The sequence below is a fragment of the Myxococcus sp. AM010 genome (assembly GCF_013372585.1).
In the GTDB taxonomy this organism is placed as follows: domain Bacteria; phylum Myxococcota; class Myxococcia; order Myxococcales; family Myxococcaceae; genus Myxococcus; species Myxococcus vastator.
Window position 1 is genome coordinate 21,355 of record NZ_JABXEO010000072.1, and the last position, 25,137, is coordinate 46,491.

A 25,137-nucleotide genomic window follows, 5' to 3' on the forward strand; every position below is an offset into this window, starting at 1 on the left:
CCAACTTGTTGAGGGGACGCATGCTCGAGGAGAGCGCTGTGACGAGGGGCAAGTGGATGTTGGCGGCCGCGTGGGCGGTCGTTCTTGTGGGCGCCAGGGTGCATGGCGCCGAGCTGAATACGCTGCGGGGACTGGATGTGTCCCGCACGGGCTCGGGCGCCCAGGTGGTGGTGACCGGCACCCGGCCACCGACCTTTACCGTGTTCCGCCTGAGTGGTCCGGAGCGCCTGGTGGTGGACCTCTCGTCGGCGGATGCGACGGGGATCAAGGGCCACCACGATGGCTCGGGCCCGGTCTCCGGTGTCGTCGCATCGCAGTTCTCGGACGAGCGCGCGAGCGTTGGCCGGGTGCTGCTGGCGCTCGACAAGGCGTCTCAATATGACGTCCGCGCGGATGGCAACCGGGTGGTCATCTCGGTGGACGGCGCGGGGCAGTCGGTTGCGTCCCCTCCGGAGACGGCACGCGCTGAGGCTTCGTCGAAGCCAGGCGCCGCTTCGGTCCAGAGTGATGCGAAGCCGAGCGCGCCGGTGGCGGTCGCCGTGCGCTCCACCGAACCCAAGAAGGCCGATTCCGGGCCTGCCAAGGCCGCGCTACCCGAGAACGTGGTGGCTGCCGAGGCAGACGAGCGCGAGGTCGCGAACCCTGCTCAGCGCATCACCGCTATGTCCTTCGCGAACGATACACTGCGCATCCGGGCCGACGGCGACATCGCCCGGTATGAGGTGCTGGAGCTCGCCGACCCGCCTCGGTTGGCAGTCGACCTGTTTGGGGTCGGGCTGGCGACTCGGGCGCCGCGGGTGGGATCGGGCGCGCTGCGCGAGGTGCGTGTGGGCGCGCACTCCGACAAGGTGCGGTTGGTTCTCGATGTGCGCGGAAAGATGCCCGCCTATCGCGTGGACCGTGCCAATCGCGGGTTGGAGGTCGTGCTCGGTGGTGCCGTGGCCCGCAAGGCCGCGCCGGCGCCTGAAGCGCAGGAAGTCGTTGCGTCCGTGACGGAGGTCGAGCCGCTTCGCCAGGCCCCCGCGAAGGCGGAGACTTCCTCGGTGGTGGAGGTGAAGGACGTACGCTTCGAGGAGAACAGCGCGGGTGGCAGCATCGTGATGAAGCTGTCCGGGACGGCGACGTGGAAGGTCGACCGGCCGGATCCCCGCAGCGCGGTGCTGACCCTGGATGCCGCGCGGCTTCCGAAGAAGCTGGAGCGGAGCCTCGACACCAGCGCACTGGAGACGCCGGTGAAGATGATCAGCGCCTTCAGCGTGCCAGGGAATGGCGGCAAGGTCCGTCTGGTGGTGGCCGCTGATGGGGCCATCGCGGAGAAGGTGTCCCAGAGCGGCAGCACGCTGACGTGGCGCCTGGACGTCAAGGGCGTGAAGACGGAAGAGGTCGCCGTCGCTCAGCGGACCGCCGGCTTCACCACCGAAGCGCCTGCCTACGCGGCCGAGGGCGCGCCGCAGCAGGCCCGCTATCGTGGGAAGCGGGTGTCCTTCGAGTTCAAGGACATCGACATTCAGAACCTCCTCCGCGTCATCGCGGAGATCTCCAAGAAGAACATCGTGGTGGCGGATGACGTGAGTGGTCGCGTGACCATTCGGCTGCGGAACGTTCCCTGGGACCAGGCGCTGGACCTCGTGCTGCGCACGAAGGCGCTGGGCAAGGAGGAGTTCGGGAACATCATCCGGATCGCGCCGCTGAAGACGTTGGAGGAGGAGGCCCGTCTGCGCCAGGAGCGCAAGAAGTCGCTCCAGCAGCAAGAAGACCTGATGGTCAACCTCATCCCGGTGAACTACGCCGTGGCGTCGGAGATGGCCGCCCGCGTGAAGGATGTACTGAGCGAGCGGGGCTCGGTGACGGTGGATCAACGGACGAACGTCCTCATCGTCAAGGACGTGCGCTCCAACACCGAGCGGGCGCGTTCATTGGTTCGCAGCCTGGATACGCAGACGCCGCAGGTGCTCATTGAGAGCCGCATCGTGGAAGCCAACACCACCTTCAGCCGCTCGCTCGGCGTTCAGTGGGGCGGCCAGGCGCGTGCCGGGCAGGCGACGGGCAATGCGACGGGCTTGATCTTCCCGAACAACGTTGCCGTGACGGGCGGTGTGACAGGCGCGGCCCCGGGCCTCCCGGACAACCCGAACTTCGCGGTGAACCTCCCGGTGGGCACGGGACAGGGCGTCGGTGGCGCCATGGGCTTCACCTTCGGTTCGGCGGGTGGCGCGCTGCAGCTCAACTTGCGCCTCTCCGCGGCGGAGAACGAAGGCACCGTGAAGACCATCTCCGCTCCCAAGGTGACGACGCTCGACAACAACACGGCGCGCATCAGCCAGGGTGTGTCGATTCCCTTCAGCCAGACGTCCGCCCAGGGCGTGAACACGACGTTCGTGGAAGCGCGTCTGTCTCTTGAGGTGACGCCGCACATCACCCAGGATGGCAGCGTGTTGATGTCCATCAACGCGTCCAACAACCAGCCCGACCCGTCCAGCACGGGTGCCAACGGTCAGCCTTCCATTCAGCGCAAGGAAGCCAACACCCAGGTGCTTGTGAAGGATGGAGACACGACGGTGATTGGTGGCATCTACGTTCGCCGAGGCGCCTCGCAAGTCAACGCGGTGCCGTTCCTGTCGAGGATCCCGGTCCTGGGGTTGCTATTCAAGAACAACACTGAGTCCGATACCCGGCAGGAACTCCTCATCTTCATCACGCCCCGCATTCTCAACCGGCAGACCATCGCGCAGACCCTGTAAGGGTTTCCCTTGCGTCCTTGTGCAGGAGAACGTTCGCAAATGAAGAACTTCTATCTTGCGGTGCCGCTCGCTCTGGTCATGTCCGGCTGCGTCGACAATCCGCCAGCAATCCAGATTTTCAATGCCTACATCCCGGATGATTCGTGTGTGGTGAATCAGGCGGGAGCTGCCAGCGGCGGTGGTTCACTGGATCTCGCGACCGCCAACCGCTACCTGGCGGGCCTCTCTCTGAGAAATGGCATTGCATTGACCGAGGTGGAGGTCAACGACAGCCCTGTCACGGGTGAGGGTGACGCCACTGCGGTCTATGTCACTCACATCGAGCTGACGTACGAAACTCAGGGTGGGGGACCGACGCTGGAGAGTGAAGTGTATTCCACGCACTTCGCGATTCCTTCGAATGCCACGTCCAACAGCACGCTCGTCATTGACCTGCTGGGGGGCAATGCGCGTGAGACCCTGCTGACGCAGGTGGGCCCCGGCAGCTCAGTCTCGTTCAATGTCCGGATCCGGCTGGTTGGAGAGACTGTGACTGGCGCGAAGGCGGAGTCCAATGAGATTGCCTATCCCGTGACGGTCTACCACTCCGGTTTCTCCTGCCCGCCGGGGACGAGGCTCGAGTTCAATGGCCCGTGCGGTGGTCCTGGTGGCCAAGATGGCTTCCCTCCGACGTGCGAAGAAGTCGAGCCTGTTGTGCCGTGATTTGTAACCAAGCCCGCCGGGGCCCTTGACCGGGCCCCGGCCGTCTTTCTAAGAGCCTCTACCCATGTCCTTCCGCACGCACCTCGAGTCGGTGGTCAACCAGGTCGATGGAGCCCTCGCGTGCAGCGTGATGGGCTTCGACGGCATCTCCGTCGACACCTTCCAGAAGGACGAGAGCGCCGAGCTGGACCTCAACGGCGCCTGGGTGGAGTACGCCAACCTCCTCACCCAGCTGCGCAACGCCGCGGAGACCCTCAAGACGGGCACCGTGAGCGAGGTCAGCGTCAACAGTGAGAAGGTGCTGACCGTGATGCGGCTGGTGTCACCGGACTACTTCCTGGTGCTCGCCCTTCACGCGGACGGCAACTTCGGCAAGGGCCGCTACGTGCTGCGCGTCACCGCACCCAAGGTGCGCGCCGAGCTCTAGTCGGACGCCCCGGCCAGCAGTCATCCAGGCGACGCTTCCGCCGCTGCTTTCCCCTTCCCATGGAAGGGGCGCATGGGCTAGACACCCCAGACTTTTCAAGCTTTCGCTGCTGCGAGTCTGTAAGGAGTCGGTCCCCATGGCCGGTGTCATCGATACGTCCGAGTTCCGCAAGGGTCTGAAGATTGAAATCGACGGTGAGCCGTTTGAAATCGTCGATTTCCAGCACGTCAAGCCCGGCAAGGGTTCCGCGTTCGTGCGCACCACGATTCGCAGCCTCCTGACGGCCCGCGTGCTCCAGCCCACGCTGAAGTCCGGTGAGAAGGTGGGCAAGCCCGACATCGAGGAGAAGGACATGCAGTACCTCTATGTCCAGGGCGACGAGTTCTACTTCATGGACACCCGCAACTACGAGCAGACCTTCCTCGGTGAGAAGGTGCTCGGAGAGGCGAAGAACTTCCTGAAGGAGAACATCAACGTCAGCGTCCTCTTCTACAATGGCAAGGCCATTGGTGTGACGCTGCCGAACTCCGTGGATCTCAAGGTCACCCAGTGTGACCCGGGCATCCGCGGTGACACCGTCTCCGGCGCGCTGAAGCCCGCCGTCCTGGAGACCGGCTACTCCGTCAACGTCCCGCTCTTCATCGAAGAGGGTGACGTGCTGAAGATTGATACGCGCGACGGCAAGTACCTGACGCGCGTGGCCACCAGGGGTTAGTTCGCAGCTCGGCAGCGACGCCGGAGGGAAGGGGACGCGAGTTATGGCAACGAAGCGCAAGTCGACCCGGGCCCAGGCGCCCACGCGGACGGGAGCCGCCTCGAGCGGTCCCGCTGACACGGGTGGCACGTCCCTGGACGTGGAGGCCCTGCGGCAGATCGTGGAGATTCTCGAGTCCTCGGACGTCACGAGGCTGGTCTGGAAGCGCGGCGAGGAGAAGCTCTTCATCCGCCGCGGCCAGGGGCCCGAGACGACCATCGTCCACCACGCCGCGCCGCCTCCCGTCGCCGCGAGCGCCGGGGTGGAGTACACCGCGCCGGCCGCTCCGCGCCTTGCCGCGCCGGCCGCTGCTCCCACGGCGCCGGCTCCGGCCGCGGAGAAGCCGGCGGAGAAGCCTGGCCACCAGGTGACGAGCCCCTTCGTGGGGACGTTCTACCGGACCCCGGCGCCGGACCAGCCTCCCTTCGTCGACGTGGGCACCCTGGTGAAGAAGGGCCAGGTGCTCTGCATCATCGAAGCAATGAAGCTGATGAACGAGATTGAGTCCGAGGTCTCCGGCCGGGTGGCGGAGATCCTCGTAGAGAACGGCCGGCCGGTGGAGTTCGGCCAGGCGCTGTTCCGCATCGAAGTGGCCTGACGAAGAGGCTGGCGCGCCGCCCGTGTCCCACGGGCGAGCCGCTCCTCATGACGGCCCTGACGGAGACACCCACGTGTTCAAGAAGGTGCTGATCGCCAACCGCGGGGAGATTGCCCTGCGGGTCATCCGCGCCTGCCGGGAGTTGGGCATCGCCACGGTCGCGGTGCACTCCACGGCGGACGCCAACGCGCTCCATGTCCGCTTCGCGGACGAGGCGGTGTGCATCGGTCCGCCAGCCTCCAAGGAGAGCTACCTCAACGTCCCGCAGTTGCTGTCCGCCGCCGAAATCACCCGCGCGGACGCCATCCACCCGGGTTACGGCTTCCTGTCGGAGAACGCCGAGTTCGCGGAGGTCTGCGAGAACTGCAAGATCCGCTTCATTGGCCCCCGGCCGGAGATGCTCCGGATGATGGGCAACAAGGTGCGCGCCCGCCAGGCCGCGCGCGAGGCGGGCCTCCCGCTGCTTCCGGGCAGCCCCGGCACCGTAAAGGACCCGCGTGAGGCGGAGGCCTTTGCTCGCGAGATTGGCTTCCCCGTCATCCTCAAGGCGGCCGCGGGTGGCGGCGGCAAGGGGATGAAGATCGTCCGCGAGCCGGCCGCGCTGGCGCAGGCCTTCTCCACCGCCCAGGCGGAGGCCGTGGCGTCGTTCTCCAACGGCGACCTCTACATCGAGCGTTACGTGGAGAAGCCGCGCCACATCGAAATCCAGATTGTGGCGGACGAGCACGGCAACATCGTCCACCTCAACGAGCGTGAGTGCTCGGTGCAGCGCCGGCACCAGAAGCTCATTGAAGAGAGCCCGTCCCCAGCGCTCACGCCGGAGCTGCGCGAGCGCATGGGCGAGGTGTCCGTGAACGCCATGCGCAAGCTCGCGTACAACAACGTGGGCACCATCGAGTACCTGCTCGATGAGCGCGGCGAGTTCTACTTCATGGAGATGAACACGCGCATCCAGGTGGAGCACCCGGTGACGGAGCTCGTCACGGGCGTGGACCTGGTGAGCGAGCAGATCCGCCTGGCCTATGGGGAACCCCTGCGCTTCAAGCAGGAGGACATCCAGATTCGCGGCCACGCCATCGAGTGCCGGGTGAACGCCGAAGACCCGATTACCTTCGCTCCCTGGCCCGGGAAGATTACCGGCTACAGCGTGCCGGGCGGCTATGGGGTTCGCGTGGACTCGGGCGCCTACGAGAACTACACGGTGCTGCCGTACTACGACAGCTTGCTGTCGAAGCTCATCGTCCACGCGGAGGACCGCGCCACGGCCATCCGCCGCATGCAGCGCGCCCTGGGCGAGTACGTCGTCGAGGGCATCCGCACCAACATCCCGTTCCACCGGGCCGCGCTCGCGGAAGAGTCCTTCCAGGAGGGCAATTACGACACCCGGTTCGTGGAGCGCTTGCTCGCGAGCGAGACGGGCTCCCGACGGCTGAAGAAGGCCGTCGAGGAGACGCCGTAGCACCCATACACCTGGTGTGGATCCCCGCTTGTCGGGCCGCCACGCGAGCAGGTGATCCGGCCCCGGGGGGAGCCGGGCCGTTTCTTGACCCGCGTCGGAGCTTTCCGTTAGCCTCCGACACTCCCCCTTGCTGAGGATGGAAACCCGCGAAGTTCAAGGGGTTTCGGCCTGCTGGAAGCCCACCGCTCGATGGACAAGAACAAGATCATCGAAGCCGCCGCGAAGCTCGTCGCGAAGGGCGCCTACGACAAAGCCATCAAGGAGTACCAGAAGGTCCTGGAGGTCGACCCGAAGGACATCCGGGTCCTCCAGAAGATGGGGGAGCTGTACCAGAAGAAGAACGACAACCCGCAGGCCGCCCACTTCTTCACCAAGGTCGCGGAGAGCTACTCGTCGGACGGCTTCTTCCTCAAGGCCGTCGCGCTCTACAAGCAGGTCCTCAAGCTCAATCCGAACCTGCTGGAGGTGAACCTCAAGCTGGCGGAGCTTCATCAGCAGCTCGGGCTGATGTCCGAGGCGATGGCGTACTTCCAGATTGTCGCCAACCACTACGACAAGGCGGGCGACACGAAGTCGTCGCTCGATACCTTGAAGAAGATGGTGGATCTCGACCCGGAGAACGTGGCGTCGAAGATCAAGCTGGCGGAGCTGTACGCGCGGGAGAACATGGCGCGCGAGGCGGCCCAGGAGTTCAAGCGCGCCGCCGAGTACCTCAAGCGCAACAGCCGCGCGGATGATTGGCTCCGGGTGGCCGAGCGGCTGTCCGCGCTGGAGCCGGACAACCTTCCGCTGTCGAAGGAGCTGGCCACGTCGTACCTGCAGCGCGGCGACCAGAAGCGCGCGCTGGCGAAGCTGCAGGTGTGCTTCAAGGCCGATGGCCGCGACGTGGAGACGCTCACGCTGCTGGCGCAGGCGTTCCAGGGCCTGGGCCAGACGTCGAAGACCATCTCCGTCTACAAGGAGCTGGCCAAGATTCATCAGGAGCGCGGCCGCGTCACCGAGGCCGAGGCCATCTGGACGCAGATTGAAGTGCTGGACCCGGAGGACCCGGACCTGGTCGCGCGCCGCGCCCCCGAGCCCGCGCCAGCGGCGCCCGTGGCACCTCCCGCTCCGGCGGGGATGGGGCGCGAGCAGCTCGCCAAGCTGCTCACCGAGACGGACGTCTACGTCAAGTACGGGCTCCACGACAAAGCGCTGGAGCACCTGCGCAAGGTCTTCTCCGTCGAGCCGGAGAACCTCGACGCCCACGAGAAGGCGTATCAAATCTACGTCGCGTCCGGGAACATGGCCCAGGCGTCGGAGCAGCTGCTGAACGTGCTCCGCCTGTGCACGCGCACGGCGGACGTGCAGCGCGCGCAGCCGTACCTGGCCACCATCCTCCAGGAGAACCCCGCCCATCCCGAGGTGCCCGCGTTCCTGTCCGTGCTGCGCACGACGGGGCCCGTGGTCGCCGCGCCGCCGGTGTCCGTGGTGGAGTCGGTGGGCGAGGACGCCATCCTGGTGGACTCCAGCGATGACGAGATTCTCGTCGCGCCGCCGCCGGAAGACGCGCTCCTGCACCCGCCGGGTGACGAGCTGGCGCTGACCACGCTGCCCGCGAGCGACTCCGACGAGGTCATCGAGGAGGACAGCGACTCCACCGTCATCAGCGAGGAAGCGCTGGTGGGCGAGGCCATCACCTCGGGCGAGTTCGAGGTGTACGGCGCGCCAGACCCAGAGGACCTCGCGGCGGCGTCCGTGGACGAGACGCTGGTGACGGATGACGACCGGTTCGCGCTGACCGACGAGCCGGGCCTCAGCGTCACCGACGACGAGCCGCTCGTCGCCTCCAGCGAGGATGACCTGGCGGCAGCGGCGGCGTACTCGCTCGACGACGAGTCGCTGGTGGACGACGGCGAAGCCACGTCCATGGAGGCGCTGTCGCTTGGGGACGACGACGAGCCGTCGCCCACGCAGATGCACGCGCCCACGCAGGCGCTGCTCGACGAGGCCTCGCCGGACACGCTCCAGGTTCCCACGCTCGACTCTCTGGACGTGCCCTCGCTGGACGACGAGGCGCCTGCGCCACTGGACGTGGAGGACGTGCCCACGCGCGTGGGGGCCGCGCCGTTGACGGCCGCCGACCTGGACGACGACTCGTTCGGGGCCCCGGCGCTGGGCGACCCGATGGAGTTCGAGGAGCCCACGGCCTCGCACGCCGTCGTGGCCGTGGACGACGAGCCCTTCGTGGAGGACGTGCCGGACCTGGCCGCGGACGAGCTGGCCGAGCCGGTCGCCTACGAGGAGCCCGCGGACGCGCTGTCCGAGCCGGTCACCTACGAAGAGCCCGCGGCCGAGCCCGAGCCCGAAGTCGAGGCCGCCGCCGATGAAGAAGAAGAGCCCGCGGCGGAGGAGTGCGACGAGGCGTCGTTCTTCCTCGACCAGGGCCTGCTGGAAGAGGCGCGCGAGATTCTCGAGACGGTGATGATTGCCTTCCCGGGCCACGCGCGCGCAGCCGAGCTGATGGAGCGGCTGGAAGCGGCGGAGGCGGGAGGCGGCGCGGAGCATGAGGAAGCGTCCGCGGAGCCGGCGCACATCCCGAGCGTGCAGCCTGTCACGGACGGCTACGAGGAAGCCGAGGCGACCACGGGCGAGCGCGACGCGTTCGACCTCGCGGCGGAGCTGGCCGGGGAAATCGACAACCTCGGCGACGACGCCGGGGCCACCTCGCTGCCGGCGGAAGAGGACTTCCAGTACTCGGTGGAGGAGGTCTTCTCCGAGTTCAAGAAGAGCCTGGCCAAGGTGGTGAAGCCCGAGGACGTGGACACGCACTACGACCTGGGCATCGCGTACAAGGAAATGGGCCTGCTCGACGACGCGCTCCACGAGTTCGACGTGGCCCGCCAGGGCAGCGCGGGCGGCAAGCGCGAGCTGGACTGCATCACCATGATGGGCATGCTCCAGCTGCTGCGCGGCGACGCGGCGGCGGCCGTGGAGGTCTTCCGCGAGGGCCTGGCCAATCCCCACGCCACCGGCGAGGCGGCCAAGGCGCTCGGCTTCGAGCTGGCGACGGCCTATGAGGCGCAGGGTGACGCGGGCAAGGCGCTCTTCCACTACCAGCGCGTGGCCGCGATGGACGGGAAGTACCGAGAGGTCGCCGGGCATGTGTCCCGGCTTGCGGCTTCCGTGGAGCCGGTGGAGGATCCGCTCCCGACGCCTTCTGGCAATGGGGCCAAGGCCACCAGCAGCCCGCCCGCACCCGCGGGAGCCGCGGCGCCCACCACTCCGATACCAGCGGCTGGCGCGTCCAAGGCGCGCAAGGTCGGCTACCTGTAGTTGCACCCCGCGAGGTCCGGCGAGCCCATGACTACGTACCTGGACTTCTTCGAGCTGACCCAGGAGCCCTTCTCCAACGCTCCCGTCAGCCGCTTCTATTACAACTCGGCGCAGCACTCGCAGGCGCTCACCCGGCTGATGCACGCGGTGAGCTACATGAAGGGCCTGTCCATCCTCGTCGGTGACATTGGCGCGGGAAAGACGACGCTGGCCCGACGCATGCTCGACTCGCTTCCGGAGTCCGAGTACGAGGCCGCGCTGCTCGTCATCATCCACTCCGGCATCACCGCCAACTGGCTGCTGCGCCGAATCGCCCTGCAGCTGGGCGTGGAGAATCCGGCGCAGGAGAAGCTGGCGCTGCTGTCGCAGCTCTACCAGCGGCTGCTCCAAATCTACGAGTCCGGCAAGAAGGCCGTCGTCCTCATCGACGAGGCGCAGATGCTGGAGACGCGCGAGCTGATGGAGGAGTTCCGGGGGCTGCTCAACCTGGAGGTGCCGGAGCGCAAGCTCATCTCCTTCGTCTTCTTCGGCCTGCCGGAGATCGAAAAGAACCTGAAGCTGGACGCGCCGCTCGCGCAGCGCGTGGCCATGCGCTACCGGCTGGAGCCCTTCACCGCCGAGTCGACCGAGGCCTACGTCAAGCACCGCCTCCGGCTCGCGGGCTGCCCGCGCATGCCCTTCAGCCCGGAGGCGCTGCTGGCCGTGCACGAGCACTCGTCTGGCTCGCCCCGCGTCATCAACACCCTGTGCGACAACGCGCTCTTCGAGGCCTTCCTCGCGCGCGAGCAGACGGTGTCCGCGGAGCTGGTGCATCGCATCGGGAAGAACCTGGGCCTGCTCGGGGTGAACACGCCCGCCGGGCAAGCAGCCGAGCGGCCGAGCGCTCCGGCGTCGGCGCTCCCCAGGACGGCGAGCAGCAAGGTGGACCTCGCGGAGATCGACCGCTACCTCGAAGGGCTGGGTAAGCTGTAGCGGCTTTGTCTTCTCAGAGCCGCCACGGTGCGCGCAGGGCGCTGCTGTTGGTGCTCCTCGTCTTGTCGGGGAGCGTGCTCCTGTTGCGCATGCCGGAGTCCTGGGAGGTGGCGTGTACGCTGGGACGCCGACACCTGCCGGATGTGCTGGGCCTGGATGTGGGGCTCGGCCGTTGCGAGTTGGATCCGCTGGGCTCGCGCGTGGTGGTGCACGGCTTCTCGCTGTTCCTTCCCGGCACGGACTCTCCGCTGGTGGCCGTGGACAGGGCGGAGGTGCAGCTCGGCTTCTTCCAGCCTTTTCAGGGACGGCTGACGCTGGCCCAGGTGAAGGCGACACGGCCCCGCGTGGCGCTGGATTTGTCGCAGCCCTCCGCACCATCCGAGCCCAAGTCCGACTTCTGCTTCCTGGAGCCGCTCGAGCACCTGCGCGTGGCGAAGCTCGACATCTCCGGCGCGGAGCTGCGCCTGGCGCTGCCCGAGGGCCGCCGCGTGGAGGTGGACGAGCTGGACGTCCGCTGGGACGAGCAGTGGGGCGTCATCGAGCTGGACGTGGAGGCCCGGCGTGGCCGGGTGCGCCTGGGCCCGGACGGACGCGAGCTGGCGCTGGGGCAGCTCGTGGTCGCGGGCGCGTTGGACCCGGACGAAGCCCTGCTGGAGCTGGAGCGCGCCGAGGTGTCGCTGGACGACATCACCACCACGGTGTCCGGCCGCGTGGATTCGCTGTGCGCGCCGCGGCTGGCCCTGGACGCACAGGTGTTCCTCCCGCTGCGCGCGCTGTACCAGGCGCGGCTGATTCCCAGCCCGGCGACGGGGCACCTCTGGTCGCGTGTGTCCATCGCTGGGAAGGTGGCGTCCCCCGCGGTGTCGCTGGAGCTGTCGGGCAACAGCCTGGGGTACGGGAACTTCGGCCCGACGAACCTCCACGCGCGCTTGTCGTACTCGGGTGACGACGTCCGGCTGGAAGAGCTCACGCTGCCGGTGGGCGTGGGCAGGGTGCGCGCGACGGGGCGGCTGGGCCTCACGCCGAACCTCCCGCTGGAGGTGTCGCTGACGACGGAGGACGCGTCGTTGGGCCACATCCTGGACCGGGCGGGCGTGAAGGGCTCCTGGGTGGACTTCCCGGCCACGCTGGACGCCCGGCTGTCCGGTAACCTGTTGCCGCGCTTCTCCCTGTCGGGCCCGTTGGACCTGCGGACCGGGAAGTTCGTGCTGGCCACGCATGCGTTCGACACGCAGCCGAAGGACGGGCTCACGATTCTGGAGTTCGACAAGGCCCGCGCGCAGGCGCAGGTGAAGCTCCAGTCGGACCGCGTGGCCTTCAGCCACGTCAACGCGGAGGTGGGCCACTCGCGCGTGACGGGGGACGTCGTGCTGCTGCTGGCGGGCGGCCTGGGCCTGGACATCCACGGGCAGGGCGACGTGGACCTGGCGGACTTCGGCCACATCGCGGGCCTGCCCTGGGCCGGGCGGGGCCACGCCACGTACGCGGTGACGGGCCCCGCGGCGGACGTGAAGGTGGAGGCCGGCCTGTCCTTCCGCGACTTCGAGTTCTGGAACCTGTCGCTGGGGGTGATGCAGGGGAAGCTGGCCTACAAGGACCAGGTGCTCACGTTCCCCGCCTTCTCCGGCCAGAAGGGGCGCACGCAGTACTACGGCAAGGCGGGCGTGTCCTTCGGGCGGCTGCTCAACCTGCGCCTGGAGGTGAACGTCCCGCAGGGCCGCAACGAGGACCTGGTGGACGTGGTGGCGGGCCTGAGTCCGTCGCTCGCGGTGATGCAGGGCACGCTGGGTGGAACGGCCACCGGCCGCGTGGAGGTGGACAGCCCCGTGGAGAAGCTGGAGGGGCTGGTGGCGTTCGACGTCAAGGACACCACCTACCTGGGGCGGCGCATGGGCGACGGCGCGGCGCGGCTGCGCTTCGTGGATGGCAAGGCGATGGTGCTGGAGCGCACCACCCTCATGGGGCCGCTGGGCCGCACCTGGGCGGAGGGCACCTTCACGTTCGAGGGGGGGCTGGACTACCGCTTCGGCGGAGACGGCCTGTCGCTGGCCGAGGCGGTGGACCCGGAGCTCGCCGAGCGCATGGGCATGCAGGGCACCATGGTGATGGACGGCGTCGTGTCGGGCACCGCCGACGTGCCGGTGGTGGACGTCACGCTGCGCGCGCCGCGCGTCACCTTCGCCGAGCGGGACCTGGGCGCCATGGACCTCACCGGGCGCATGGTGGGGAAGAACTTCGAGGTGTGGGGCCACCCCTTCCGGGACGCCACCGGCCGCATCCGCATGAAGGTGCAGGAGAACTGGCCCTATGAAGCCCAGGGCTCGTTCTCGCTGCCGGAGATTCGCCCGCTGCTGCCGGACGCGCCGCTGTGGGCGGGCGTCAGCGGGGCCCTGTCGGGCACGATGAGCGCCAAGGGCCAGCTCCTGGAGCCCGCGGGCTCGCAGGTGAACGCCACCGTGGAGCGGCTGGTCCTCTCCCGCGACGACCTGCGCGGGGAGAACGCGGGCCCCATCGCGCTGGCGTACGCGGCCGGGCGGACGGACGTGCAGCCCTTCCGCTTCACGGGGCAGCACGTGGACCTGTCGCTGGGGGGATGGATGAGCCCGCGCGGACTGAACGTGACGCTGCGGGGCGGGTTGGATTTGCGCCTGCTGGAGTCGTTGATGCCCGCCATGGTGGAGCGCGCCTCCGGGCGCGTCACCGTGGACGCCGAGGCCTCCGGGACGCTGGAGAAGCCCTCCGTGGTGGGCTCCGCCGAGCTGTTCGACATGCGGCTGGCGCTGCGGGACTGGCCCGTCCAGGTGCGCAACATGGCCGGACGCGTGGAGCTGACGGGCCAGCGCGTGCTGGTGGAGCACCTGCAGGGCCAGCTCAATGAAGGCCGCGTGTCCGCGCGCGGCGACGTGCGGCTGGAGCGCTTCCTGCCGCAGCGGCTGGGGCTCACCATCCAGTTGGACGAGGTGCCCTACCGGCTCACGGAGGACCTGCCCGCGACCTTCTCCGGCCTGCTCCAGGTGATTGGTCCGCCCAAGGGCTTCACCGTCACCGGTGGCATGGACATCGTGAAGTTGCGTTACCAGAAGGCGCTGGACGTGGATGCGCTGCTGAAGACGATGCAGAAGCGCACCACCCACCTGGCGGCGGGCACGTCCTCCTCCTCGTCCGGTGAGCCTCCGAAGCCCTGGGTCATCTGGGACGTGAATGTCCACTTCGGCGACGTCCGCGTGGACAACAACCTGGCGAAGGCCCGCCTGCTGGGGGACGTGCGGCTGACGGGGACCGATTTGCGGCCGGGGCTGCTGGGCCGGGTGGAGCTGGCCGAGGGCAGCCAGGCCTTCTTCCGCAACAACCCCTTCACCATCAGTCAGGGGCAGCTCGAGTTCCAGGACGCCACGCAAATCGACCCTGTCTTCGAGGTCCAGGCGCAGACGCAGGTGCGTGAGTTCGTGGTGAAGCTGCACGCCTTCGGCAAACCGGCGGACCCCCAGATTCTGCTCTCCTCGGAGCCCGCGCTGGTGGAGGGCGACATCGTCTCGCTGCTCACCCTGGGGTTTACCTCGTCAGACCAGGATACCGCGGCCTCGGCGAGCGCCGGCCTGGCGGCCGAGGCCCTCTTCAACGTGTCGGGCCTGGACCGGCAGCTCCAGCGCTTCCTTCCCAGCAATCCGGTGTTGAGGGATTTGTCCCTGCAGATTTCGACCACCTACAACGACGCCACCCGGCAAGCGGAGCCCACCGCGCAACTGGAGTCGAAGTTCCTGAGCGAGCAGCTTAAAATCGGTATGACGCAACCCGTGAGCGGGCGCGGCACGCGGGCGCGGGCCGAGTACCGTTTCGATGACCGACTCTCCGCGCAGGCCCAGTGGGACAACGAGAACAACGAAGCCTCGTTTGGAAACCTCGGGCTCGAGCTGAAGCTGAGCTGGGAGGTCGAGTAGTCCGGGCCCTCGCGGTGCTGGCGCTGGTGCTCTGCGTCCTCATGCCGGGCGCGGCGCGCGCGCAGGCGGACGCCGGCACTGGCTTCGGCGCCGAAGTCATCGCCGTGGAGCTGCACCTGCCCGGAGGCGCCGACGCGCAGGGACTGAGCGACCTGGTGGCGGTGCGCAAGGGGCAGACGCTGACGCCGGGCGCGGTGCGGCGCTCGGTGGAGCGGCTGTGGGCCACGGGCCGCTTCACGGACGTGGTGGCGCGCACGGAGCCGGTGCGTGGCGGGGTGCGGCTGATGTTCCAGCTCACGCCCGTGGCGCGGCTGGCGCGGCTGCGCTTCGAAGGCAACGCCGTGCTGTCGGACGGGGAGCTGCTGGAGGCCAGCAGCTTGCTGGAGGGCGGGCCGCTGGACGCGGAGGAGCTGCAGGGCGCGGTGTCGTCCGTGCTCCAGGCGTATCAGCGCAAGGGGTACGACTCGACGAGAGTCTCCGTGACGCAGGAGCCGGTGACGGATGGCATCGCGGTGGTGCTCGCCGTGGACGAAGGGCTGCCCACGCGGGTGCGGCAGGTGACCTTCTCCGGCAGCCCCGGCCTCCCGCTGTCCCGGCTGCTGGAGGTGCTGGCGCTGCGGCCGGGGCAGGTGTTCGACCGGGCGCGCCTGTCCAGCTCGCTGGAGGAGCTGCGCGCGCTGCTGCGCGGCGAGGGCTACTGGCGCGCGCAGGTAGGAGCGCCCGCGGTGCTGGTGGAGGGCAGCTTCGCGTCGGTGGCGGTGCCCCTGATGGCGGGGCCTCGCTACGTGGTGCGCTTCCACGGCAACCGCCACTTCCCGCCGGGCGTGCTGGAGCGCGTGCTGGCGCACGATGTCTCGGAGCCCATGGACGAGGTCGTCGCCGGCCGGCTCGCGCGGCGCATGGAGGTCTTCTACCGCTACCGCGGCTTCCACGACGTGCGCGTGCGTCCCCGCGAGGTGCTGCGCCCGGATGCGGAGGTGGCGGCGCTGGTGTTCGATGTGGAGGAGGGGCACCCGCTGCGCGTGGCCGACGTGCGCTTCCATGGCAACCACGGGCTGCCGGTGGAGACGCTGCGCGCGCTGCTCGCGGAGCGGGTGCAGGCGGGCATGACGCGGCCGGAGCTGGACCTGCGGCTGCTCGACGACCCGCTGAACACCGAGGGACGCCACGGCCCGGAGCTCCCGGGCGTCGCGCCGCCGCCGCCTGCGTCCACCGTTTACGTGGAGGACGCGTGGCTGGAGGCCGTGGAGGCCATGAACGAGGCGTACCGCGAGCAGGGCTTCCTCTCCGCGGTGGTGACGTTCCGGGGCCTGACGGTGGACGTGGTGGGACGCACGGCGGTCGCGGACTTCGACGTGGAGGAGGGGCCGCAGGCGCGCCTGGTGAAGGTGGACTTCGAGGGTGTGCCGCCGGGCCTGACGGCCTGGGTCATGGGACGGCGCATGCGCGAGGGCGCGCCGCTGAGCTTCGACACGGTGGAGTCCTCGCGTCAGGCGCTGGAGCAGGAGCTGGGGCGGCAGGGTTACCTCTTCGCGCGCGTCACCACGGAGACGGGCGTGGGCGAGGACGGGACGCGGGCGACCGTCATCTTCCGCGCGGACGCGGGTCCGCAGGTGAAGGTCGGGAAGATTCTGGTGCAGGGCCTGACGCGCACGGACCCGGACCTGGTGCTGGCCAACCTCGCGGTGGAGGAGGGCAAGCCCGTCGCGCTGGATGAGCTGACGGAGGGCCAGCGCCGGCTCGCGCGCCTGGGCGTGTTCCGGCAGGTGGACATCGCGCTGGCGGACCCCACCCGGCGCGAGGACACCAAGGACGTGCTGGTGACGGTCCAGGAGCGGCCCCGGCTGGATGGCCAGGTGTCCGGCGGCTACTTCCTGGTGGATGGTCCCCGCATCACGCTGGACACGGCCTACCGCAACCTGGACGGGCTGGGGCTCAGCCTGCTGGCGCGCGGGAAGATCAACTACGCGGGCTGGGGCGCGGAGGCGCTGTCTCGCGACAGGCGCATCGCCTGTCAGCAGACGGTGACCGGCGGCGGCCCCGCGCCGGGCTGTGACGTGGAGCTCCAGGGGCTCAATGGCTTTGGGGGCCGGGGCAACCTCGCGCTGGCGCAGCCCCGGCTGTTCTTCCTGCTGCCGCTGCAGGTGGGGGCCCGGCTGGACCTCATTGGCGAGCGCGTGCACCGGCCTTCCTACGTGTCCTCGCGGTTCGCGGCGGCGGCCGCCATGGACTGGGCCGCGGCGACGTGGCTCAACCTGTCGCTGTCCTACGAAGTGGAGAACAACCGGCTGCGCTCGCGCGCGGGCGTGCTGGAGCTGCTCAACCGCGCGGACCGGGAGCGGCTGCGCTACCCGTTCGGCGACTTCGCGCTGCACTCGCTGCGGCCCTCCGCAACGCTCGACTTCCGGGACGACCCGGCCAACCCGCGCCGGGGCGTGGTGTTCGTCTCCAGCGCGGAGTTCACCCGCGGCTTGAGCGTGCGGCCCACGGACGTGGCGGGCAACCGCGTGGAGGCGTACCCCATCGACGGCGTGAAGCTGTCGGGCAGCCTCAGTGGCTACATCCCCCTGGGACGCCGGGCGAGCGTGGCGCTGTCCGCGCGCGCGGGCACCATCATCCCGCTGGAGGAGCAGGCGCAGGCCATTGGCTCGAAGCTGTTCTACCTGGGCGGCTCGTCCAGTCTGCGCGGCTTCCGTGAGGACGGGGTGCTGCCGGAGGACGTCCGCGGCGCGTTGCAGCAGCGGCTGCGCGACTGCCGCGCGCTGATTTCGCCGTCGGGGTGCTCCGCCGAGCTGAAGGCCGTGCTCGCCGGACAGGTCCCCGCGAGCCAGGGCGGCGAGCTCTTCACCCTGGGCAAGGCGGAGCTTCGCCTGCCGGCCCTGTCCTCCGTGGACCTGGGGCTCTTCTTCGAGGCGGGCAACCTGTGGCTGGACCGGACGCAGTTCGACCCGGGCCGGCTGCGCTACACGGCGGGCGCGGGCCTGCGCTACGTGACGCCCGTGGGCCCGCTGGCCTTCGACGTGGGCTTCAACCTGGACCCCGACGAGTCGGTGAACGAGGCCACCACGCAGTTCCACTTCAGCATCGGGACGTTCTGAGGGAGGCGAGGGTGCGCATGCGCTGGCCGCGGTGGATGGTGGGGCTGGGGCTCCTGCTCCTGGCGGGCTGCCGGACCACGTCGGAGTCCGCTCAGGGGCCGGCGCGGCCCAAGTGGATGCCGCCGGAGGGGACGTGCCCCCGGGGCGCCTTGCTGCAGATGGAGCGCCTGGGCCTGAAGCCGGGGGACAAGGTCCCCGTCATCGTGGATGCCATCCAGGACCACCCGGGGCCGGCGCGCTACAACTACAGCTTCGTGATTGCGCTGCCGCGCGAGCAGGGAGAGCAGCAGCTCCCCGGCGCCCGCATCGGCGGCCGTCTATACGTGACGAAGCACCGCGTCTTCGGCCGGTATGACCGCATCTTCCTGCCGGAGTCCGGGGCGATGTCGGTGCCCTTCTGCGGCATCCTCCTGGACTCGCGCTGGGACAAGGACGGCGAGGGCCTGATTGCCTACCCGAGCCCGATGAAGGGCTTCTCCGTGGTGCAGGACAACACCGGCGTCATCCAGGTGGTGGACCGGTATCCCTGAGACGTGGAGTACAGTCTCCGCCGTGTTCTACGCGTGCGTGCGTGCGGTGGTGGCGCTGTGTCTCCGACTCTTCTACCGGGTGAGGGTGAATGCCCCGGCGCTGGAGCCGGACGGCCCGGTGCTCTTCGTGGGCAATCATCCCAACGGGCTCATCGACCCGGCGCTGGTGTTCATCCTCACGCGGCGCAAGGTGACGTTCCTGGCGAAGGCGCCGCTGTTCCGGATGCCCGTCATCGGCTGGCTGCTGAAGGGGTTGGACGCGCTGCCGGTGTACCGGAAGCAGGATGACCCGGCGAAGATGGGCGGCAACGAGGGCACGCTGGACGCCGCGAAGGGCGCGCTGGTGCAGGGGCGCGCCATCACCATCTTCCCCGAGGGAAAGAGCCACTCCGAGCCCGGGCTCGCCGAGCTGAAGACGGGCGCGGCGCGCATCGCCCTGAGCGCGGCGAAGGCGGGGGCTCCGGTGCGCATCGTCCCCGTGGGGCTCACCTATGCGGAGAAGCACGTGTTCCGCAGTGAGGTGCTCATCGACGTGGGGCCCGCCATCGACGTGCAGGCCTTCCTGCCCGCGGACGCCGCGGCGGAGCCCGACGCCGTCCGCGCCCTCACCGAGCGCATCGCCAGCGGGCTGCGCGCGGTGACGCTCAACCTGGAGCAGTGGGCGGACCTCCCGCTGGCGCAGCTGGCCGAGCAGCTCTTCGCCTTCAAGCAGGGTGGGGCGCTCGACGCGGAGCGCCTGCGCTTGTGGGCGCGCGGCGTCCAGATGTTCCGCGTCCAGGAGCCGGAGCGCTTCGAGTCCCTGCGCGCGCAGCTCGCCGCCTTCCGGCACCGCATGGCGCTGGTGCGGGCGGCGGGGCCGGAGGACCTGGCGCTCGTGTACCGCCCGGGGAACGTGGTGCCCTTCGTGGTGAAGAACGTGCTGGCGCTGGTGCTGGGCCTGCCGCTGTTCGCCCTGGGGCTGGGCCTGTTCTGGCTGCCCTACCAACTGCCCCGGCTCGCCAGCCGCAACGCCGAGCTGGACGTGCAGGCCACGGTGAAGTTCCTCACCGCCTTCGTGGTGGCGCTGGCGTGGTGGGGCGCGCTGACGGCCGCGGCGGCGGTGTGGGGGAGCTCGCTGCTGGCCGTGGCAGTCTTCCTCGCCGTGCCGCCGCTGGCGCTGTTCACCCTCTACTTCGCCGAGCGCTGGGAGTCGCTCCAGCGAGACATCCGCGTGTTCTTCACGCTGGGCAGCCGCGCGCGCCTCAAGGGACTGCTGCTCGCGGAGGGCGAGCGGCTGGCCTTGGAGCTGGAGCGCCTGGCCGACGAATACCGGCCGAGGCTGGACGCCGCCGCTCAGCCCTGACGCGCGAGGGGCACCGCTTCACGGAACAGCCGGGCGCCCAGCAGCAGCGCGAAGCCGCCGAGGAGCACGGGCAGGGCGTTCACCGCGATGGCGGTGTGCAGGCTGGACGCGTCCGCGATGTTGCCGATGAGCGCGGGCGAAATCGCGTCACCCAGCAGGTGGATGCACAGCACATTCAGGCCCATGGCGAAGGCGCGGAACGCGGGCGGCACGCAGTTGACGATGGCCGCGTTGATGGGGCCGCTGTTGAGGAAGATGAGGAACTGCGCCAGGGCAATCGCGGCGAAGGTGGGGCCCACGGCCTCCAGGTTCACCGCCAGGTACATGCACGGGGCCGCCAGCATCAGGCCAATGCCGGACATCCATAGGCCGCCGCCCTCGCGCTTGCGGTCCAGCTTGTCGCCGAGCCAGCCGCCGGCCACCGTCCCCAGCAGGCCCGCCACCGCCGTAATCGCGCCGAAGATGAAGCCCGAGCTGTCTTGCGCCATGCCGCGCTCGCGCACCAGGTACGTGGGCATCCAGAAGCCCAGGCCGCCAATGGAGAACGTCATCAGCGTGTAGCCGGCCGTCACCGCCCAGAAGGCCGAGTTCCGCGCCAGCCCCTTCAGGCCCACCATGAAGGGCATCTTCGTCTGCGCGTCCGGCCCGTCCATGGCGCCGCGCTGGGGCTCCGGCATGAAGAAGGCCATGGCGCCCAGAATCAGCCCGGGCACGCCCCCCGCGAAGAAGGCGACGTGCCACGAGTACGCCTGCGTCAGCCACCCGCCCAGGCCGTAGCCCGCGGCGGCGCCCACGGGGATGGCGATGTAGAAGAACGCCAGCATCCGCGTGCGCTGCGTGCGCGGGTACAAGTCGGAGATGATGCTGGGCGCCACCGCGCCGTAGCCGGCCTCGCCGATGCCAATCACCGCGCGAGCCAGGAGCAGCGCGCCGAACGAGGTGGCCAGCCCGCTGGCCCCGGTGGCCAGGCTCCAGAGAATCACTCCGCCCGCCACCAGCAGCCGCCGCGGGTAGCGGTCCCCGAGGAACCCGCCCAGCGGCGAGGCCAGCATGAACACCACGATGAACATGGTGCCCAGCAGGCCGGACTGGGTGTCGTTGATGCCGAACTCCTGCTGGATGCCCGGCAGCGCCACCGCGACGATGTAGCGGTCGAGGTAGTTGACCAGGTTGATGAGGGTGAGGATGAACAGCGCATAACCCGCGTTGCTGGCGGGCACGGCGGACGCGGCCGGTGAGGCCACGGGTTGGGCGTTCATGAAGAGGTGGCTCCAGCTCCAAAGCGATGCGCGAGCAGGCCCCAGCGCAGGCCCTTGTCACTGACTCGGCAGGCCTCCAGTCCCAGCGCCTTCACTGACTCCAGCAGGATGAGGGCGCCCGCGGGGATGACGTCCGCGCGCTTGGGCTGCATGCCGGGCAGGGCGCGCCGCGCTTCCAGCGGCATGGCGCACAGCCGGTCCGTCAGGGCGGACAGCTCGTCCACGGACAGCGTGCCGCCGTGGACCTGCGCCGCGACGTAGGGGTGGATGGCGTGCTGCACGGCGTACAGCGTCGTCACCGTGCCCGCCACGCCCACCAGGGCCGCGCCGGACGGCGGGGCGGGGAGGGCGCGGAAGGTGTCGCGCAGGTGGGCTTCGACGCGCGCGCGGTCCTCCGACGTCATCGGGTCCGAGCCGACGAAGCGCTCCGTCATGCGCACCGCGCCCACGTCGAAGCTGTGGCGGAAGTCCACGTGGCCGCCGTGGTTGCCGTAGATGAACTCCGTGGAGCCGCCGCCAATATCGAGCACCAGCAGGGGGCCCGCCGCGTCCGCCGCGAAGTCCGCGTGCACCGCGGCGAAGGAGAGCTCCGCCTCCATGGCGCCGGAGATGATTTCCACCGTCACATCCGCCCGCGCCTTCGCCGCCGCGAGGAACTCCGCGCCGTTCTCCGCGTCACGCGCGGCGCTGGTGGCGGACACGGCGAGGCCCTCCGCGCCCAGCTCGCGCGCCTCGCGGGCGAAGGACTCCAGCACCTGGAGCGTCGCCTCCAGGCCTTCGGCGGAGAGCTTGCGCGTCGCGTCCACGCCCCGGCCCAGGCGCGTGATCTCCGCGCGCTCCCGCACGGCCTCGAAGCGGCCCTCCGGGGTGCGCTCCGCGACGAGCAGGAGGACGGAGTTGCTTCCAACGTCGATGGTGGCGAAGCGCGACATGCGCGGCAGCCTACTCAACGCAGCAGCGCTTCCAAAGCGTCACCCAGGGCCTGGTAGTCAGCGGGGGTGTTGTAGAGCTGCGCGGACAGGCGCACATGCCGGTGCGGCGGCCGGGGCCAGGGGGTGATTTGCGCCTCGATGCGGTACTCGTCGAACAGGCGCAGGTGGAGCGGGTCCACGTAGAGCGGGGGCGGGGGGACTTCAGGGAAGCCGTCCGGCAGCGTCACCGTGGCCATGCTGCCCACCATGTCCTCGGGGCAGGCGGGCTGGGTGCCCAGCCGCGCGCACAGCAGGCGCCGCGCCGCCAGCACCTTGGCCCGGTTCGACGCCATGACCTCCGGCCAGCCGCCGGGGAGCAGCCCGCCCACGAAGCGAATCGCGTCGGGCACGCAGAGCATGGGCGACGGGTCGTGTGTCCCCGTCCAGTCGAAGTCCAGCCGGAAGCGCGAACGGTCCGTCCGCCGGGAGTTGTGCCCGTGGCTCACGGACAGGGGTTTGATGGCGGGCTGGAGGTCACGCCGGACGTGCAGGAACGCGGCGCCCTTGGGGGCGCACAGCCACTTGTGACAGTTGCCCGTGTAGTAGCCGGCGCCCAGCGCGCGCAGTGTCAGCGGCAGCATGCCCGGCCCGTGCGCGCCATCCACCAGCGTCTCCACGCCGCGCTCGCGCAGGACGGTGACGAGCTGTGCTAGCGGCAGCACCAGGGCCGTCTGGCTGGAGACGTGGTCCACCAGGAACAGGCGCGTGCGTGGGGTGACGTGGGGCAGCACCGCGTCCACCACCGACTGTGCGGACGGCACCGGCCAGGGCAGCTTCGCCACCACCACCTTGGCGCCCCACTGCGAGGCCACGAAGTCCAGCGCGTTGCGGCTGGCGTTGTACTCGTGGTCGGTGGTGAGCAGCTCGTCGCCGGGGGCGAAGCGCAGCGAGCGCAGCACCGTGTTCACCCCCGCCGTCGCGTTGGGGACGAAGCCCAGGTCGTCCGCGTCCGCGTCGAGGAACGTGGCGAGCGCGGCGCGGGCGTCATCCAGCAGCGGCTCGATTTCGCGGTGGAGGAAGCGCACCGGCTCGGCCTCCAGGCGCGCGCGCAGCTCGGACTGTCGCTGGAGGACGGCTGTCGGGCAGGCGCCGAACGAGCCGTGGTTCAGGAAGACGACCTCGGGGTCCAGGCTCCAGTGGCTGCGGAAGGGCGCGCTCATGCGGGTGGACTCGACCCGAGCGCGCCCCGCCTGTCAACGTGACGTCCTGGTGCCGGGCGTGGGGCGCCTGCTTGCGTCCCACGGGCCCAGGGGACGGCTACTGCGCCTGCGGCAGCGGCGACCAGTCCGGCGTCTGGTAGACGCCCTTCTCGGCGCGCAGCGGCAGCTGGTTGTTGCCGTCCGCCGTCATGACGTAGAGCCGCGAGCCGCCGTTGCGCGTGGACGTGAAGACGATGAGCCGCCCGTTGGGAGAGAAGGCGGGCTCCTCGTTGCTGCCCTGGTCCTGCGTGAGGCGCGTCACCTTGCCCGTCTCGACGCTGACGGTGAAGAGGTCGAAGGCGTTGCGCTCGTCGCGAGCGGTGAAGACGATGAGGTCCCCGCGCGGCGACCAGTCCGGGGTCTGGTTGTAGTTGCCCTGGAAGGTGAGCCGGCGCACGCCCGTGCCGTCCGCGTTCATGATGTAGACCTGCGGGCTGCCGCCCCGGTTGGACACGAAGGCGATGCGCTTGCCGTCCGGCGACCAGGTGGGGCTGGTGTTGAGGCCATAGGGCGTGTCGGTGATGGCGCGCGCGCCGCTGCCGTCCGCGTTGGCCACGTACACCTGGGCGCTCTCTCCTTCGGCCAGCGAGTACGCGATGCGCTTGCCGTCCGGAGAGAAGGCCGCGCCGGTGGCCATCTGCCCGCCGGAGACGACGGCCTTCGCCTCACCGCCAGGGGACTGCACGTAGATGTCCGGGCGATTCTTGCGGTACGTGGTGAAGGCGACCCGCGAGCCGTCCTGGCTCAGCGCGGGCAGGATGTTGATGCCGCCCTTGGTGAGCGCCTGGGCATTGCCGCCGTCCCAGTCCGCCACGTACACGTCGCGGTTGGAGCCCGCCTTGCGCACGTAGGTGATGCGGGACAGGAAGGGACTGGGCTCCTTGGTGAAGTGCCGGTACAGCGCGTCCGCCAGCCGGTGCGCCAGCAACGAGGCGTTGTCGCCAGGCGCGTCCTTGGACACCTTCAGGTCCTCGCGGCCGGTGCCCACGTTGAACAGGCGCAGCTCCCCGCGCAGCACGCCGCCATCCTGCGCCAACGACACCTTCACGAGGGCCTCCGCGCCCACGTCCGCCCAGCGGCTGAAGTTGATGCTGGCCGCGGCCATGCCTTCCTTCGCGTCCGCCGTGAAGCCCTTGCGGTCCAGCACCTGGAGGATGCCGGAGGCGGCCAGGTCGAAGCTGAAGGCCGCGTCGAAGGGGGCCACCAGCGCCTTCGCGCCGTCGTTCTGCGTCAGCGGCGCGGGCACCGCCACCGGCAGCGGGCGGAAGTTGGCGCCGGAGATTTCGATGGTGGGCGCCTGCGCGAGCGCGACGACGGGGAGGAGCAGCAGGGAGAGGAGCAGGGCTTTCATAGGGCGTTGAACACCAGGTTGACGCCGCTCTTCTGCAGGGCGTCCCGGAGATGGTCCGGCGGAGGAGAAAAGGGCGCGGCCTTGCGCACGGCCGTGACGACGGCCGAGTCGAAGAGGTCGTTCCCACTGGCCTTGGTGAGATTCACGTCCAGCACTTCACCCGTGCGGCCCAGGCGCACCGCCACCGTGGCCTTGAGGTGCAGCCGCTCGGATTCGGGGATGGTGTCCGCCACGCTGTAGTGGCGGCGGACCTGCGACTGGAGCAGGCCGAAGTAGCGCTCGCCTTCCGCGGTGGCCGAGTCGCCGTCCGGGTCGCCGTCCTCGGCGCCCTCCGCCTCTTCGGGCTCGGCCGCCTTGGCCGTCTTGTCGAAGGCGCCGAAGAGCCGCTTGCGCCGGTCCTCGCCCGTCGTCTCGCCCTTTTGCGGCGTGGGCTTGGACGTGGAGGGCTCCGGCTTCACGCCGGGGATGGGCACCGCCACCT

At 69.6% G+C, this 25,137-nt stretch carries 17 protein-coding genes; 12 read left to right on the top strand and 5 right to left on the bottom strand.

The genetic code is table 11. From position 1 onward, the window contains the following. Positions 1-20 precede the first annotated feature (20 nt). The 12 genes from pilQ (at position 21) to HV826_RS27335 (ending at position 19,876) form a co-directional block, all read left to right on the top strand. Positions 21-2,741 carry a type IV pilus secretin PilQ gene (gene pilQ, locus HV826_RS27280; RefSeq protein WP_176410996.1) on the top strand — a complete coding sequence of 907 codons (2,721 nt, stop codon included), beginning with the start codon at positions 21-23 and terminating at the stop codon, positions 2,739-2,741. Positions 2,742-2,780: 39 nt separating this feature from the next. Next, positions 2,781-3,443 carry a hypothetical protein gene (locus HV826_RS27285; RefSeq protein ID WP_176410997.1) on the top strand — a complete coding sequence of 221 codons (663 nt, stop codon included), beginning with the start codon at positions 2,781-2,783 and terminating at the stop codon, positions 3,441-3,443. Positions 3,444-3,507: 64 nt separating this feature from the next. Further along, positions 3,508-3,870: a hypothetical protein gene (locus HV826_RS27290; RefSeq protein WP_140794779.1), complete on the top strand. Its 363-nt coding sequence runs from the start codon at positions 3,508-3,510 to the stop codon at positions 3,868-3,870. Positions 3,871-4,006: 136 nt separating this feature from the next. Beyond that, complete coding sequence (gene efp / locus HV826_RS27295) at positions 4,007-4,585, top strand: elongation factor P (RefSeq protein WP_176410998.1); 579 nt, start codon at positions 4,007-4,009, stop codon at positions 4,583-4,585. Between the two features lie 43 nt (positions 4,586-4,628). After that, complete coding sequence (gene accB, locus HV826_RS27300) at positions 4,629-5,222, top strand: acetyl-CoA carboxylase biotin carboxyl carrier protein (RefSeq protein WP_176419892.1); 594 nt, start codon at positions 4,629-4,631, stop codon at positions 5,220-5,222. 73 nt (positions 5,223-5,295) lie between these two features. Beyond that, positions 5,296-6,681 (top strand): acetyl-CoA carboxylase biotin carboxylase subunit, encoded by a 1,386-nt coding sequence (gene accC, locus HV826_RS27305; protein WP_176419893.1) that lies wholly within the window; start codon positions 5,296-5,298, stop codon positions 6,679-6,681. Positions 6,682-6,870: 189 nt separating this feature from the next. Beyond that, entirely contained in the window at positions 6,871-9,996 is a 3,126-nt protein-coding gene (locus HV826_RS27310) for a tetratricopeptide repeat protein (protein ID WP_176419894.1), read from the top strand. Between the two features lie 27 nt (positions 9,997-10,023). Then, positions 10,024-10,968: an ExeA family protein gene (locus tag HV826_RS27315; RefSeq protein WP_163783643.1), complete on the top strand. Its 945-nt coding sequence runs from the start codon at positions 10,024-10,026 to the stop codon at positions 10,966-10,968. 5 nt (positions 10,969-10,973) lie between these two features. Further along, positions 10,974-14,906, top strand: a complete 3,933-nt coding sequence (locus HV826_RS27320; RefSeq protein ID WP_176419895.1) for a translocation/assembly module TamB domain-containing protein — start codon at positions 10,974-10,976, stop codon at positions 14,904-14,906. A 41-nt stretch (positions 14,907-14,947) separates the two neighbouring features. After that, positions 14,948-18,004, top strand: a complete 3,057-nt coding sequence (locus HV826_RS27325) for a POTRA domain-containing protein (RefSeq protein WP_217918800.1) — start codon at positions 14,948-14,950, stop codon at positions 18,002-18,004. Between the two features lie 17 nt (positions 18,005-18,021). Continuing rightward, a complete protein-coding gene (locus HV826_RS27330) occupies positions 18,022-18,534 on the top strand; it encodes a hypothetical protein (protein WP_176419897.1) in 513 nt (170 codons plus the stop codon). A 22-nt stretch (positions 18,535-18,556) separates the two neighbouring features. Next, positions 18,557-19,876 carry a lysophospholipid acyltransferase family protein gene (locus tag HV826_RS27335; RefSeq protein WP_176419898.1) on the top strand — a complete coding sequence of 440 codons (1,320 nt, stop codon included), beginning with the start codon at positions 18,557-18,559 and terminating at the stop codon, positions 19,874-19,876. Here the strand turns inward: HV826_RS27335 and HV826_RS27340 are convergent. From HV826_RS27340 to HV826_RS27360, 5 genes are all read right to left on the bottom strand, one after another. Beyond that, complete coding sequence (locus HV826_RS27340) at positions 19,867-21,135, bottom strand: MFS transporter (RefSeq protein ID WP_176419899.1); 1,269 nt, start codon at positions 21,133-21,135, stop codon at positions 19,867-19,869. The two genes, HV826_RS27335 and HV826_RS27340, sit on opposite strands and share 10 nt — an antisense overlap. Then, positions 21,132-22,067: a Ppx/GppA phosphatase family protein gene (locus HV826_RS27345; protein ID WP_176419900.1), complete on the bottom strand. Its 936-nt coding sequence runs from the start codon at positions 22,065-22,067 to the stop codon at positions 21,132-21,134. Before HV826_RS27345 ends, HV826_RS27340 begins: the two co-directional genes overlap by 4 nt. Before the next feature lie 14 nt (positions 22,068-22,081). After that, positions 22,082-23,266 carry an aminotransferase class V-fold PLP-dependent enzyme gene (locus tag HV826_RS27350; RefSeq protein ID WP_176419901.1) on the bottom strand — a complete coding sequence of 395 codons (1,185 nt, stop codon included), beginning with the start codon at positions 23,264-23,266 and terminating at the stop codon, positions 22,082-22,084. A gap of 97 nt (positions 23,267-23,363) precedes the next feature. Then, a complete protein-coding gene (gene tolB, locus HV826_RS27355; protein ID WP_176419902.1) occupies positions 23,364-24,656 on the bottom strand; it encodes a Tol-Pal system beta propeller repeat protein TolB in 1,293 nt (430 codons plus the stop codon). Next, on the bottom strand, positions 24,653-25,137 hold a 485-nt coding region (locus tag HV826_RS27360), incomplete at its 5' end, for an energy transducer TonB (protein WP_176419903.1). The genes HV826_RS27360 and tolB, both read right to left, overlap by 4 nt.

Excerpts from the sequence above, each read along its gene's own strand:
- pilQ (WP_176410996.1), top strand. The coding sequence starts at position 21 with ATGCTCGAGGAGAGCGCTGTGACGAGGGGCAAGTGGATGTTGGCGGCC.
- HV826_RS27285 (WP_176410997.1), top strand. The coding sequence starts at position 2,781 with ATGAAGAACTTCTATCTTGCGGTGCCGCTCGCTCTGGTCATGTCCGGC.
- HV826_RS27290 (WP_140794779.1), top strand. The coding sequence starts at position 3,508 with ATGTCCTTCCGCACGCACCTCGAGTCGGTGGTCAACCAGGTCGATGGA.
- efp (WP_176410998.1), top strand. The coding sequence starts at position 4,007 with ATGGCCGGTGTCATCGATACGTCCGAGTTCCGCAAGGGTCTGAAGATT.
- accB (WP_176419892.1), top strand. The coding sequence starts at position 4,629 with ATGGCAACGAAGCGCAAGTCGACCCGGGCCCAGGCGCCCACGCGGACG.
- HV826_RS27310 (WP_176419894.1), top strand. The coding sequence starts at position 6,871 with ATGGACAAGAACAAGATCATCGAAGCCGCCGCGAAGCTCGTCGCGAAG.
- HV826_RS27315 (WP_163783643.1), top strand. The coding sequence starts at position 10,024 with ATGACTACGTACCTGGACTTCTTCGAGCTGACCCAGGAGCCCTTCTCC.
- HV826_RS27325 (WP_217918800.1), top strand. The coding sequence starts at position 14,948 with ATGCCGGGCGCGGCGCGCGCGCAGGCGGACGCCGGCACTGGCTTCGGC.
- HV826_RS27330 (WP_176419897.1), top strand. The coding sequence starts at position 18,022 with ATGCGCTGGCCGCGGTGGATGGTGGGGCTGGGGCTCCTGCTCCTGGCG.
- HV826_RS27340 (WP_176419899.1), bottom strand. The coding sequence starts at position 21,135 with ATGAACGCCCAACCCGTGGCCTCACCGGCCGCGTCCGCCGTGCCCGCC.
- HV826_RS27345 (WP_176419900.1), bottom strand. The coding sequence starts at position 22,067 with ATGTCGCGCTTCGCCACCATCGACGTTGGAAGCAACTCCGTCCTCCTG.
- HV826_RS27350 (WP_176419901.1), bottom strand. The coding sequence starts at position 23,266 with ATGAGCGCGCCCTTCCGCAGCCACTGGAGCCTGGACCCCGAGGTCGTC.
- tolB (WP_176419902.1), bottom strand. The coding sequence starts at position 24,656 with ATGAAAGCCCTGCTCCTCTCCCTGCTGCTCCTCCCCGTCGTCGCGCTC.